At 53.7% G+C, this 13857-nt stretch carries 12 protein-coding genes; all 12 read right to left on the bottom strand.

All coding sequences use genetic code 11. The annotated features are described in order from the left end of the window. Window positions 1–353: 353 nt before the first annotated feature. Window positions 354–1334 (bottom strand): formate dehydrogenase subunit gamma, encoded by a 981-nt coding sequence (locus HCX89_RS16290; RefSeq protein WP_044733397.1) that lies wholly within the window; start codon window positions 1332–1334, stop codon window positions 354–356. A 53-nt stretch (window positions 1335–1387) separates the two neighbouring features. After that, window positions 1388–1957 carry a formate dehydrogenase FDH3 subunit beta gene (fdh3B, locus tag HCX89_RS16285; protein WP_025010615.1) on the bottom strand — a complete coding sequence of 190 codons (570 nt, stop codon included), beginning with the start codon at window positions 1955–1957 and terminating at the stop codon, window positions 1388–1390. Window positions 1958–1986: 29 nt separating this feature from the next. After that, window positions 1987–4839, bottom strand: coding sequence for a molybdopterin-dependent oxidoreductase (locus HCX89_RS16280; RefSeq protein WP_025889567.1), 2853 nt, complete (start codon window positions 4837–4839; stop codon window positions 1987–1989). Between the two features lie 18 nt (window positions 4840–4857). Further along, window positions 4858–5055, bottom strand: a complete 198-nt coding sequence (locus HCX89_RS16275) for a twin-arginine translocation signal domain-containing protein (RefSeq protein WP_025010614.1) — start codon at window positions 5053–5055, stop codon at window positions 4858–4860. A gap of 371 nt (window positions 5056–5426) precedes the next feature. After that, window positions 5427–6431, bottom strand: a complete 1005-nt coding sequence (locus HCX89_RS16270; protein ID WP_044733398.1) for a formate dehydrogenase subunit gamma — start codon at window positions 6429–6431, stop codon at window positions 5427–5429. Between the two features lie 44 nt (window positions 6432–6475). Beyond that, the gene (gene fdh3B / locus HCX89_RS16265) at window positions 6476–7072 is read right to left on the bottom strand and encodes a formate dehydrogenase FDH3 subunit beta (RefSeq protein ID WP_025010613.1); all 597 of its coding nucleotides are present in this window, start codon (window positions 7070–7072) and stop codon (window positions 6476–6478) included. 27 nt (window positions 7073–7099) lie between these two features. Beyond that, complete coding sequence (locus HCX89_RS16260; RefSeq protein WP_044733399.1) at window positions 7100–9949, bottom strand: molybdopterin-dependent oxidoreductase; 2850 nt, start codon at window positions 9947–9949, stop codon at window positions 7100–7102. 18 nt (window positions 9950–9967) lie between these two features. Then, window positions 9968–10165 carry a twin-arginine translocation signal domain-containing protein gene (locus HCX89_RS16255; protein WP_025010612.1) on the bottom strand — a complete coding sequence of 66 codons (198 nt, stop codon included), beginning with the start codon at window positions 10163–10165 and terminating at the stop codon, window positions 9968–9970. 75 nt (window positions 10166–10240) lie between these two features. Continuing rightward, window positions 10241–10897, bottom strand: a complete 657-nt coding sequence (locus HCX89_RS16250; protein ID WP_025889566.1) for a molecular chaperone — start codon at window positions 10895–10897, stop codon at window positions 10241–10243. A gap of 10 nt (window positions 10898–10907) precedes the next feature. Then, window positions 10908–12584, bottom strand: coding sequence for a 4Fe-4S binding protein (locus HCX89_RS16245; protein ID WP_223828886.1), 1677 nt, complete (start codon window positions 12582–12584; stop codon window positions 10908–10910). A gap of 138 nt (window positions 12585–12722) precedes the next feature. Continuing rightward, on the bottom strand, window positions 12723–13349 hold the full coding sequence (locus HCX89_RS16240; RefSeq protein ID WP_144226584.1) for a DUF3306 domain-containing protein: 627 nt from the start codon (window positions 13347–13349) through the stop codon (window positions 12723–12725). Further along, window positions 13349–13807 (bottom strand): DUF3305 domain-containing protein, encoded by a 459-nt coding sequence (locus HCX89_RS16235; RefSeq protein ID WP_025010609.1) that lies wholly within the window; start codon window positions 13805–13807, stop codon window positions 13349–13351. Before HCX89_RS16235 ends, HCX89_RS16240 begins: the two co-directional genes overlap by 1 nt. Window positions 13808–13857 lie beyond the last annotated feature (50 nt).

The following is a 13857-nucleotide window of genomic DNA, read 5'->3' as shown; positions in this document are numbered from 1 at the left end:
AAATAAGCAATCCATCACAATGTCATTAAAAATTGAAATAACTATTAATAAACATGACGTTGTTTTATTTGAATTGTCTTTTTTACACTTTGGCAGTCAAATCGTTAACTATTTTACGGATCAAATCAGAAATTTTGTTACAAAAACAGTTAAACAGCAGAAGAATTAAGCTAAGGATTAAAATAATTTAATGATTAAAAACAGTTAATTAATGCCAATCACTCAAGAAAATGGCACTTTGACCACCTATTTAGAGGTATAAGTGCCATAAATAAAATAATCACCGCTTTATTTTTCATTATTGATAAAAAAAGCCGTGTCGACTGACACGGCTTTTCTGCAAAGGGCTGGCCTCAGTCTCTGTATTTCAGAGTACCGTTGGCCTTGATCTCGTCATACCACAGGTTGTGGTGTTGAGTTGCCCAGTTTTCATCACAGTAACCGGAAACCATACACTCCATACCACCTTCAGACATAACAGTTGCCATAAAGATATGCACTATGGAGAAGGCGCAGATGATGATGGCACTGATTGAGTGCAACACCAGAGCTATCAGGCTCAGGGTACGGCTGGGTTCAAACAGGTTGGGGAACAGCAGCAGCATGCCTGAGGCAGAGATGATCAGCCCAAAGAAGGCAAAGGCCCAGAACCACATCTTCTCACCGGCGTTGGCAAAGCCGGCATCAGGGTGTTTGCCCTTGAAAGGACCGAAGTTGATGTACCCGCCCACGACCATGAACCACTTGACGTCATACATCTTGGGTAACTGGTTCTTGGCCCACAACAGAGTCATCAGCGCCCAGCCGAACATGAAGGGAATCGCCATCACGTCGTGCACTTGCTTGGCACCATTGACCATGGATGCCCAGAAGCCTTCACCCAGATAAGGCTGGAAGAAGAAACGCCCGGCCAACAGCACCAAGCCGGTGAGGATCAGCAGCAAGCAGGGAATCGCCCCCAGCCAGTGAATGCTCACATCAAACTTGGACCAACGATGTACCATCTTGCCGGAGAAACCATGGTGCAGTTTGGAAATACCGTTAACCATGATAAACAGGGCAAAAATGATGATCATGCCGAACAGGGCCAGCATCAACCCGGGGGCCAGCCAGTCGCTGCGCAGCTCCAGTACCCGCAGATCATAGGTGTTGATCGGCTGGTTGTGGAACTGGCTCTGGGACGTGGTGTAACCCGTTGCCCCATCCTTGAGTTGTGCCCAGATCTGGGCGTCGCTCGCTTGTGGTTCCACAGGTGCATCGGCACCATTGGCAAAGCAAACCGCACTGAACAAGAGCGCAATAGCCAAGCCTATGTGTTTGAACCATTTGTTCATATTAACCTCTCTCACCGACCCGGTAGTACCGGGTCGGATATTCGTGCCGTCTGTTACTTCCAGGCGCCGTTTTCGGCACCGCGATAAGCCACACGCTCGCGGTAGATTCCGGAAACCACTTCCGCATCACCGGCCAGCAGGGCCTTGGTTGCACAGAGTTCGGCACACATAGGCAGCTTGCCTTCTGCAATACGGTTGGCACCGTATTTCTGACGCTCGGCATCCGAATGGTTTTCTTCAGGACCACCGGCACAGAAGGTACATTTGTCCATCTTGCCGCGGGAGCCGAAGGCACCTGATTTCGGGAACTGAGGTGCGCCGAATGGGCAGGCATAGAGGCAGTATCCACAACCGATACAGGTATCTTTGTTGTGCAGTACTATGCCGTCTTCGGTGCGGTAGAAGCAGTTGGCAGGACAAACGGCCATACAAGGCGCGTCGCTGCAATGCATACAAGCCACAGAGATAGAGGCCTCGCCGGGCTGACCATCTTTGATGGTCACTACACGGCGACGTTGGATACCCCACTCGAGAGCGGAGTCGTTTTCGTTTTTACAAGCGGTGACACAGCCATTACATTCAATGCAGCGCTTGGTATCACACAGAAATTTCATTGTAGCCATAGTGGCAATTCTCCTCGCTTAAGCTGCACTTATGCTTTGACGATCTGACAAAGCGACGCCTTGGTTTCCTGCATCTGAGTCACTGGGTCATAACCATAGGTCAGCGCAGTGTTACAGGATTCGCCCAATACGTAAGGCACTGTGCCTTCCGGATAGTTGGGTTCCAGGCTCTCGCCGTGCATGATCCCGGCAAAGTGGTAAGGCATCCAGGTCACACCAGGTTTAACCCTTGGGGTCACCATGGCTTGAACCAGAATTCGGCCGCCTTCGGCGCCTTCCAGCCATACCTTCTCACCGTCACGGATACCGCGGTCGGCAGCATCACCAGGGTTGATCTCAACGAACATCTCCTGCTGCAGCTCGGCCAGCCATGGGTTGGAGCGTGATTCTTCACCACCACCCTCGTATTCCACCAGACGACCGGAAGTCAGTACCAGTGGGTACTTGCCACTGACATCTTTCTCCTGGATAGACTTGTACAGAGTCGGCAGACGATGTACCTGCATGTCGTCATAAGTTGGGTACTTGGCTACCAGATCGCGACGGGCTGTGTACAGCGGCTCGCGGTGTACTGGCACCTGATCAGGGAAGGTCCACACGATACAACGGGCCTTGGCGTTACCGAATGGGATACAACCGTGCTTAATGGCAACCCGGACAATACCGCCTGAAAGGTCGGTCTTCCAGTTCTTGCCTTCGGCTTCGGCTTTCTCTTCAGCAGTCAGCTCGTCCCACCAGCCCAATTGCTTGAGCAGCTTGTCGGAGAACTCAGGATAACCGTCCTGGATTTCAGCACCTTTGGAGAAGGAACCTTCGGCCAGCAGGTTCTTGCCTTGATATTCCACACCGTAACGGGCACGGAAGTTACCGCCACCGTCTTTGACGTGCTTGCTTGTGTTATAGAGGATCTGGGTACCTGGATGCTTCATCTCAGGTGTACCCCAACATGGCCAAGGCAGACCATAGGTTTCGCCCTTGCATGGGCCACCTTCGGCTTCCAGAGTCTTGTTGGAGAAAGTGCCCCAGTTCATTGTGTGTTGCTTCAAACGCTCAGGGCTTTGGCCGGACATACCGATAGTCCACATACCGCGGTTGATTTCGCGAGTGATGTCTTCAATCAGAGGCAGACCATTCTCTTTCTTGATACGCTTGGTGTACTGCTCGGCGAAGCCCAGTTTCTGTGCCAGACGATACATGATTTCGATATCTGTCTTGGACTCAAACAGCGGCTCGATAACCTGCTCACGCCATTGGATAGAACGGCCTGAGTTGGAGATGGAACCACGGGTCTCAAACTGAGTCGCGGCAGGCAGCAGGTAGACGCCATCCTTACGACGGTGCATAACACCGGCCATAGTTGGGAATGGGTCAACAACAACGACTGTATCCATCTTGTCCAGTGCATCACGCACGTCACGCTGACGGGTTTCAGTGTTGACAGACTGACCCCAGAAGAAGGCCAGGCGCACGTTGTCTTTCTGTGCCAGCTTCTGCTTGTCTTCCAACACACCGTCGTGCCAACGGGAACAAGGAATACCCGGAGTCGTCATAGGTTCGCGGCCCAGGTAGGTACCCTGGTCGAAGCGGCTCTTCATCCACTCCATATCCAGATCCCATACGTGGGTCCAGTGTTGCCATGCCGCAGAGGTCAGGCCGTAGTAACCTGGCAGGTTATCGAACAGCAGACCCAGGTCGGTAGCGCCCTGTACGTTATCGTGACCACGGAAGATGTTGGTACCACCACCGGAAACACCCATGTTACCCAGAGCCAACTGCAGGATACAGTAAGCACGGGTGTTGGCATTACCTACGTGGTGCTGGGTACCACCCATACACCAAACCACAGTGCCTGGACGGTTATCGGCCATCATCTTGGCGGCCTGGTACAGGTACTCTTCGCTACAGCCAGTGATGTTGGCCACTTCTTTAGGTGGGAACTTCTTGGCTTCTGCACGGATGGTTTCCATCTCGAACACACGTTCTTTGATGAAAGTCTTGTCTTCCCAGCCGTTTTCGAAGATATGCCACAACATACCGTAGATAAACGGAATGTCGGTACCCGGACGGATAGAGCAATGCAGATCGGCATGAGCCGCGGTGCGGGAGAAACGTGGATCAACCACGATCAGCTTGGCATTGTTCTTCTCTTTGGCGATCAGAATGTGCTGCATGGAAACAGGGTGTGCTTCTGCAGGGTTGGCACCAATGAAGAAGATGGCGCGGGCATTCTGAATGTCGTTGAAAGAGTTGGTTTGCGCACCATAGCCCCAGGTGTTGGCCACACCGGCTACAGTGGTAGAGTGACAAATACGGGCAGAGTGGTCGACGTTGTTGGTACCCCACATGGCGGCCAGCTTACGATACATGTAGCAGCCTTCGTTGGAGAACTTGGCACTACCCATAAAGTAAACAGAATCCGGACCCGATTCCTGGCGGATCTTCAGCATCTTGTCACCAACTTCGTTGATGGCCTGATCCCAGCTGATACGCTTCCACTTACCGCCTTCAAGCTTCATTGGATACTTGAGACGCTTCTCACCATGGCCGTGCTCGCGCAGTGCAGCACCTTTGGCACAGTGACCACCGGCGTTGAATGGGTGATCGAAGGCAGGCTCCTGACCAGTCCAAACACCGTTTTGTACTTCGGCATACAGACCACAACCTACGGCACAGGCACTACAAATAGTACGCTTGACTTCGATAGGCGCATCATGAGGTACATCTTTGGCTTCGGCACGACGCATCATGCCGGCACCCAGCATGGAGGCGGCAGCGATACCACCGGCAGTAATACCGGCATTCTTCATAAACTGACGACGGCTGATCCCCAGTTTTGGTTTGTCAGCCTTAGGGGCGACATTGGATGTGCGAGTTAACTTCATCGCTTGAGATCTCCTGGATTAGCTACGCAGGCTGTTGTAATAGCTGCGGATATGCGCTGTTTCGTGATAGCCCTTTTTCGCGGACTTCGCTTCAACAGGCTCATTGGCCTGAGCGGCGCTCACCCCTGTAGCAGCAATCGCGGCACCCGCGGCACTGCCTATGGTGATAGCCTTCAGCAGGGATCTGCGGTTCAGATCTGGCTTCTGGTCTTTCATCTTCGCTCCTGATAATTTTCACCCGCGTTGCGGGTGACACGACTCTCTTTTGTGCACTCCAGCCCTTTAACAACTCAAGCTGCACTCATGTACAAAAAAGGTAAAAATTCCGTTACATATGAATAGAGTCCTTCTATAAGCGTGGGCAATATAAGGCTTTGCAACTGGATGGATTTTGATCTGGGACAGTTTGAATGTAAGCCCCATGGGAACGGCTGTTCAAAGCGTTAACTGCTTCAAACTTTCAATAAAAGGAAAATAGCGAAAGTATCAGTGACGCGCGGATTTTGAAGTAAACAATGTTAAAAAACAGATCATAAAAAAACACCCCGGCAGGCCGGGGTGTTTGCAGTCTTTAATCAGGTCGGGGCTCAATTATCTCGATATTTGAGCGTACCGTTGGCCTTGATTTCGTCATACCAGACATTGTGATGCTGCATCGCCCAGTTCTCATCACAGTAACCGGACTTCATACACTCCATACCGCCCTCAGACAGTACGGTTGCCATCCAGATATGCACTATGGTGAAGGCGATAATGAGCGTGGCACTGACACCATGCACCAACAACGCCGCCATTGAGGCTTCACGGGGCAAATCCAGGTTGGGCAGCACCATCATGATGCCGGAAATGCTGATAAACAGACCGAAAATGGCCAGGGTCCAGAACCACATCTTCTCACCGGCGTTGGCAAAACCCGAATCCGGGTGCTTACCCTTGAAGGGGCCGAAGTTGATGTAGCCACCCACCAGCATGAACCACTTGAGGTCATAGCTCTTGAACAGCTGATCCGGCATCCATTTCACCACAAGTACCGCCCAGGAGGCGATAAACAGTGGCCCGACCCAATCGTGGATCGTCTTGGAGCCATAGATCAGTGCCGCCCAAATATCGCCACTGACATAGGGTTGCAGCACATGCTTACCCAACATGATGTTGAGCCCGGTGAAGATCAAGATAAGACAACTGATTGCCACTACCCAGTGGATGATCAGGTCCGCCTTACTCCAACGGAACACCAACTTGCCGGAAAAACCGTGGTGCAGCTTGGATGGTCCATTCACCAGGTAAAAGAGCACGAACGCCCCAAACACGCCGACTACGGCAATCGCCATAATGGGTGTCAGGTACTGATTGCGCAGCTCCTTGCCCTGATTACCGGCCACGTTGATCAGCACGCCGGTTTCAACCCCCTTGGCTGTGGTATAGCCGGATTCACCGGATTTTACCGCGCGCCAAAGATCGGCCTCACTGGTTTGCGCCTGCGCCTGTTGCTGGCTCGACTGTTCATCGGCGGCCATGGCTGTGGAAGCAAACCCCAGCCCGGCAACCAATACCAGCAGAGCGAACAGACTGCGCAGTGATTTGATTAACATAGTCACTCCTCGTCAGGGTGGGCCTTAGCCACCCCCGCTCTGTCTCAGTTGATCTCACCGGTCTTGGGATTGTAGCCCCAAATCACATTGGGGTTACCCCGGGCGGCCATCCGCTCACGATAGATGTTGGATACCACTTCCGCGTCACCGGCCAGCAGTGCCTTGGTGGAGCAAAGCTCGGCACACATAGGCAACTTACCTTCGGCGATACGGTTGGCACCGTACTTCTTACGCTCGGCTTCAGAGAAGTTTTCCTCTGGACCACCGGCACAGAAAGTACACTTATCCATCTTGCCGCGACTGCCGAAGGCGGTCTTTTTCGGGAACTGAGGCGCCCCGAAAGGACAGGCATAGAAGCAGTAGCCACAACCGATACAGGTATCTTTGTTGTGCAGCACTATGCCATCGTCAGTGCGGTAGAAACAGTCTGCAGGACAAACGGCCATACAAGGCGCGTCGGTACAGTGCATACAGGCAACTGAAATGGACGCTTCACCGGGCTGACCATCATTGATGGTCACCACGCGGCGACGCTGGATACCCCACTCGAGCGCGGAGTCGTTTTCGTTTTTACAGGCTGTGACGCAACCGTTACACTCGATGCAGCGCTTGGTGTCACATAAGAATTTCATGACTGCCATAATGGCTTATCTCCTCATCAAGTACGGTTAGGCTTTGGTGATCTGGCACAGGCTGGATTTGGTTTCCTGCATCTGTGTCACCACATCATAGCCGTAAGTCAGAACCGTGTTGGCCGATTCACCCTGAACGTAAGGTACAGTACCTTCCGGATAGTTCTTCACCAGGCTCTCGCCTTCGAAGATACCGGCGAAGTGGTACGGCATGAAACATTCACCGTTGATCACCCTTGGCGTTACCATGGCCTTGACCTTGATCTTGGCGCCTTCTGGGCTGTGTACCCAAACATCGTCGCCATCGCGTAGACCGCGGTCGGCTGCATCGCCTGGGCTGATCTCAATAAACATCTCCTGCTGCAACTCGGCCAGCCAGGGGTTGGAACGGGTTTCTTCACCGCCGCCTTCATATTCCACCAGACGACCAGAGGTCAGTGCCAGCGGGAAGTCTTTGGCGAAGTCTTTGTCCTGAATTGACTTGTACAGGGTCGGCAGACGCGCCACCATACGGTCTTCGTAGGTGGGGTACTTGGCGACCAGGTCACGACGAGGCGTGTACAGAGGTTCACGGTGCAACGGAATGTCGTCCGGGAAGTTCCATACGATACAACGAGCCTTGGCGTTACCATAAGGGATACAGCCGTGAGCTATGGCCACACGCTGAATACCACCGGAAATATCGGTTTTCCAGTTTTTGCCTTCGGCGTGTTTCTTCTCTTCTTCGGTCAGGTCATCCCACCAACCCAGCTGCTTGAGCATCTTGTCGGTAAACTCAGGGTAACCATCCTGAATCTCACTGCCTTTGGAGAAGGAACCTTCGGCAAGTATGTTGTTGCCATTGTGCTCAACACCGTAACGGGCACGGAAGTTACCACCGCCGTAGCGGACTTCACGGTCGGTACGATAGAGGATTTGGGTACCTGGATGTTTCATCTCAGGCGTGCCCCAACATGGCCATGGCAGACCATAAGTTTCACCCTTGGCTGGGCCGCCGGGTGCTTCGAGGGTATCAAAGTCGAAGGTACCCCAGTTTTCCTGGTGCATCTTCAGACGCTCAGGGCTCTGACCTGTGTAACCTATGGTCCACATACCGCGGTTGAACTCGCGGGTGACATCTTCAACCAGCGGCTCTTCACCGTTGACCTTGATGTGCTTACAGAACTCTTTCTCAACGCCCCACTTCTTGGCCAGCTTGTACATGATCACATGGTCAGGCAGCGACTCGAACAGAGGGTCGATGACCTGAGAACGCCACTGCAGTGAACGGTTGGAAGCTGACACAGAACCATAGGTTTCGAACTGAGTCGCTGCCGGCAGCAGGTAAACGCCATCTTTGCGCTGGTGCATAACACCGGCCATGGTTGGGAATGGGTCAACGACGACCACAGTGTCCATCTTGTTCAGTGCTTCACGCACCTCACGGCCACGGGTTTCGGTGTTGACAGACTGACCCCAGAAGAAGGCCAGACGAATATTGTCTTTCTGGGCAATCTTGTTCTTGTCTTCCAGCACACCGTCGTGCCAGCGGGAACAAGGGATACCGGCTGAAGTCTGTGGCTTCTGGCCCAGATACTCGCCTTGGTCGAAACGGCTGCTGACCCAGGCGGGATCCAGATCCCACACATTGCTCCAGTGCGCCCAGGCGCCGGAAGTCAGACCATAGTAACCAGGCAGGTTATCGAACAGCAGACCAAAGTCAGTGGCGCCCTGTACGTTGTCGTGACCACGGAAGATGTTGGTACCACCACCGGAAACACCCATGTTGCCCAGGGCCAACTGCAGGATACAGTAAGCACGGGTATTGGCGTTACCTACGTGGTGCTGAGTACCACCCATACACCAAACGATAGTGCCGGGCTTGTGCTCGGCCATCATCTTGGCGACGCGACGCATTTGAGCCTCACCGACACCGGCAACATGCTCAACCTCGGCAGGATTGTACTTCTTCACCTCTTCGCGGATACGTTCCATGCCGTACACACGCTGATCGATAAAGCTCTGATCTTCCCAGCCATTTTCGAAGATATGCCACAGCAGACCGTAGATGAAAGGAATGTCGGTACCGGGACGGATATGCACGTACTCGTCAGACTTGGCTGCAGTACGGGTGAAACGTGGATCAACCACTATGACTTTGGCACCGCGCTCTTTACCTACCAGAATGTGTTGCATCGCCACAGGGTGAGCTTCACTGGGGTTGGAGCCGATAAACAGCATGCACTTGGCATTGTGCATATCGTTGAAGGAGTTGGTTTGCGCACCATAGCCCCAGGTGTTGGCCACACCGGCTACAGTGGTAGAGTGACAAATACGCGCCGAGTGGTCGACGTTGTTGGTGCCCCACATGGCTGCGAGTTTGCGGTACAGGTAAGACTGTTCGTTGGAGAACTTGGCACTACCCATGAAGTACACAGAGTCAGGGCCGGATTCTTCGCGGATCTTCAGCATCTTGTCGCCGACTTCATTGATAGCCTGCTCCCAGCTGAGACGCTTCCACTTACCGCCTTCGAGTTTCATTGGATACTTGAGACGTTTCTCACCATGGCCGTGCTCACGCAGTGACGCGCCCTTGGCACAGTGACCACCACGGTTGAATGGATGGTCCACGGCAGGCTCCTGCCCGGTCCAAACACCGTTTTGCACTTCGGCGTAGATACCACAACCTACTGAGCAGTGAGAGCAGATAGTACGCTTCACTTCAGTGGGTGCATCGTGAGGAACATCTTTGGCTTCGGCTTTACGCATCATTCCTGCGCCCAGCATAGATGCTGCAGCAATCCCACCGGTAGCCAAACCGGCAGACTTAAGGAACTGACGACGATTCAGACCCAGAGCGGGCTTTTCAGCCACTGCGACCTGGTCTGTTTTGCGGGTTAATCGCATCACACACTCTCCTTATCGTTATTTGTTACGCAGTGAGGCGTAATAATTGCGCACATGGTCAGTCTCACGGTAGCCCTCACCCTTTGGCACTTCTGGTGCTTCAGGCTTGGCCGCCAAGGCTTGACCACTGACAGTCGCAACCGCGCCTGCCGCACTGCCGATCGCCAATGCCTTGAGCAGTTGACGACGACCCATGTCGGAAGCTTGCTTCTTCATAGTGTCTCCTCGTGTTGAAGGTAGACGGGGGAAACTCCCCCGCATGCTTTAGCCCGTGTTGCCACGGGCAAATTCTCAGGCCAACTCGCTGGCCTTGGGCTGGATCTGTACCGCCGGGGTTTCCACCACGGGCGTGCTCAGCACCAGCTGTTCAAACTCATTGATTTCGGTTTCAAAGAAGGCCCGGCCGAGTTGTGCCACCACGGCGTAAAACGCGGCGGAGGGACAACGGGACAAGGTATCGAAGAAACGTATGATCCAGCTGCCGATATGGCGGCGGTAGAAGGCCAGTTGCTGATGGGCCGGAGCTTCCAGCAGCAATACGCTCATCACCTCGCACAGGGCGGCAACATGATCTTCCGGCTCCTTGACGTTTTCTTCGCGCTCGAAGCCCAGCTGCATCAGATCCTGACGCAGCAAAGCCAAGGGCTTGTCCATCAGCGAACCTGTCATAAACCAGCTGCCATAGGGCAGGATTTCCCCCGAGCCCACGCCGAGGAAGATGTTGAAATACTCATCTTCCAACTGATTACTGTCGAACTGGACGGCCGCCAACTTGAGCGCCAACCAGGCCTTGGTCATATCACTGTCGTCATTGGCGTCGACTTCGAGGTCGCCAAGAAAACTCAGCAATTCCGGGCTGGGGTGACGCCTCAGCAGCGCCGCCAGCAGCTGATAGATATCTGCTCTAAGCTGATCGTTTTCTGATACTTCTCTTACTGTTTCGGTCATAGCGGATCTCTTATCTCAGTTGCTTTTCCGGATCCTGGAGTATGTCTTCAAACATATCCTTAACCCGGCAATCACCACACATCTTCAAACGCTCAATGTTGGCGCTGAAGGCGCTGTGGCTTCCGACCATATCCAGCATCCGGTGCACCATAGACTGGGTCGCGAACGGCGCTCCACAACGAATACATTCGAACGGAGCTTCTTCTTTCAGGATCCGGCGCTGCTGCCGTGCAGCCTTATCCAGATTGACCTGAGGAGTCAGGCTGATCACCTTCTCCGGACAGGCGGCCTCACACAGACCACACTGCACACAATCCTGCTCGACAAAATACAGTGCCGGAGTGTCGCCACCGTCGGTCAGCGCCTGGGTAGGACAGGTCGCGACACAAGACATACACAAGGTGCACTTGTCGGCATTGATATTCACCAAGCCATAAGGAACATTGCCCATGGCCAGTTGGGTATCAACATTGGCTGCCTGCTCATTGAGGTGATCGATAGCGGCATACAGCTGGGTGCGCTTGTTACCCTCAGTGAGCGCCGCAGGCACTATCACAGGCCAGTCCAGACTTACATCCAGTATAGGCCAGAGATTGGCAAGCTCGGCTTCGTCGATAACCCGAATCCTTTGTGGCTGCCCCATCTCATCCAAAATGGCATTGGCCAATCCCAGTTCACCCTTGAGCATCTGAGTCAGAGTCGGTGCTGTGGCACTGGTGTTGAGGATCAACACCTGGCGCGCCCCCCAGGCCAAAGAAGCCATCCAATGATCCATGCTGGCAACCGTGACTTCTTCTAGTGCTACCGGCAGAACCTCACCCGGCAACTCGTCGCTGATCAGGGCGCCGCCCTGTCCCATGTCGTGGAACAGCACCACAGGCGCGGTTTGGGCCTGCTCGCGGAAGCGGGAAATCAACTTGTTCAGGTATGAATGCAGCGCCTGAGGGGTTGGCTGGTCATAGGCAATGGCCCCGGTTGGACAGGCATTGGTACAGCTGCCGGCGCCGTGGCACAGATAGGGGTCTATCTCAATCTGCTTGGCCACGCTCTTGATAGCATCGGCCGGACAGAAGTTGAGGCAGCGGTTACAACCATTATTGCCGTTGCGGTTATGGGCACAGAGATCGGCGTTGACCTTGACATAGCGAGGCTTGTCAAACTGGCCGATCATCTGGGGCAGCTCTTGCAAGGCTTCGGCCAGTTTCTGCGGGTCCTGACCCACATAGAAATAGCCGGGTGGCAGCATTTCCAGCTGAATTTGCGGCTCGCGGCTCAGGTCGAGGATCAGGTCAAAATGCGGCTTGCGCAGTGCAACCACACTGAGCTCGGCGGCGCCATTGTCATGTTCGACACTCACCTGGAATTGACCGAGGAAACCTTTGATACCAATCAGCTTGTTGTAGTAGCTCTCGACATCTTCGGCGGCAGCCATTACGGCTTCGAGATGGGCCTCTTCCTGGCTGGTGATAGGCTCGTTGGCCAAGATCACTCTACCGGCCATGGCAGACAGTTTGTCTGCCGCCAGCCGAGCCAGATCCTCGGGGCCTATTACCAGGACATTCCCCTCTGTGGTGTAACTTACGGTCGGCGGGATCAGGTTTTGCAGAATCTGAGTCTGCTGGCTGACCTCACGACGCACCTGCCGCAGCGCTTGCTGGGCGGGATTATTGCTCACACTATTGTTCACTTTGCGTTCCTGAACAGTTTATGGCGGTGGCCGTATTCTTTATCTTGCTGCTTTTATTATTGATTTACAGCTTGCTATAGCCTGAACACAGCAATTCACATACCAAAATTATGGGCATTAAAGGCTGTTAAACTGACGTCAAACAACCGGCTTATGAGTTTCGGCCACTGCATCTGTGGCATTTTGGGCCTCTGCAGTCACATCCCCGTCCAAATTGTCCGTTGGCGACTGTGGCGCAGATTGCTCGGCCAACTGTGGCATGCCGACCTCGGCATCCCCTTGGGAAGCATCGGTTTCGGCCAGTGCTTCTTCTGCCTCTTCCGGCTCCTCTTTTTCCAGTACGTGACGGAAAACTTTCTTGGCCAATTCAGCCGAAGCTTCAGCGGTTAGCTTGGGTTGATTGCTGTAATCGAGTGCGTACTCGAGTAAGCCGTCGATTTCATTGAAGTGAGGTTGTTTCCACAGGGTACGCAGTGCAGCGGTCTTGACTGCCGGGTCGACATTCTTGGCCATAAAGCTGGCGAAACTGCCGCCAACCTCGATACCGCTGGGGTCGGGCAAGTCTTCGGCTGTCAGCAATTTTTCTTCCAGCGACTCAGTCTCTGGCAGAGTTTCGAGCGCGGCCTGAGTTTCCGGCTCTGCCTCTGCAACAACTTCCGCTTGGGGAGGAACGTCTTGCAGCGGTTCATCGATAGGGGTTTCACCGTCCTGTACTTGCTGCTTACGCAGTGCCCAGCGGCTGAGGAATCCACTCTTTTCGGCCATCAGTGCCTCCGAATGTTGTCTTCGGCCAATTCCTTGCGGCGGTTAACATGTTTACGTCTGTGGGCGGTGATTTCCACTTCACCGTGGCGGGTAATGAAGGCTTCAATCCAGCAGGCAATGGCCTCCGGCATCGGCATGTTCAGTACTGGGGTATCCCCTTCGAGACAACCGGCTGCGACATTTTGGTCGGCGGAGATGGCGGCTGGGATCCAGTTGCCCTCGACATCTTCGTCGCAAACTATGTAAAGCATGGGATTGTCCATATCCAGATTAAGGCGGTAACTGGCACGCTCATCACGAAACAACTCCAGCAGGACCAGCTTGGCTCCCGGCGGCGCCTCATGGGTGGCGGGCACGATTTGATCCAGCTCCCAGCTGATGGATGTCCAACGACCGACCTGTTTCTCCACTTTTTTCAGTGAAACGTACATGGGCCATACGCTTTCGGAATGTTGCATACTGACTCTCCCTCCCGATAGGATTATTTTCGGGCATAAGTAAGATCCCC

The organism is Shewanella sp. Iso12 (assembly GCF_012030025.1).
GTDB lineage: Bacteria > Pseudomonadota > Gammaproteobacteria > Enterobacterales > Shewanellaceae > Shewanella > Shewanella algae.
The sequence above is the reverse complement of the archived record's forward strand: the minus strand, read 5'-3'. Positions and strand labels throughout refer to the sequence as shown.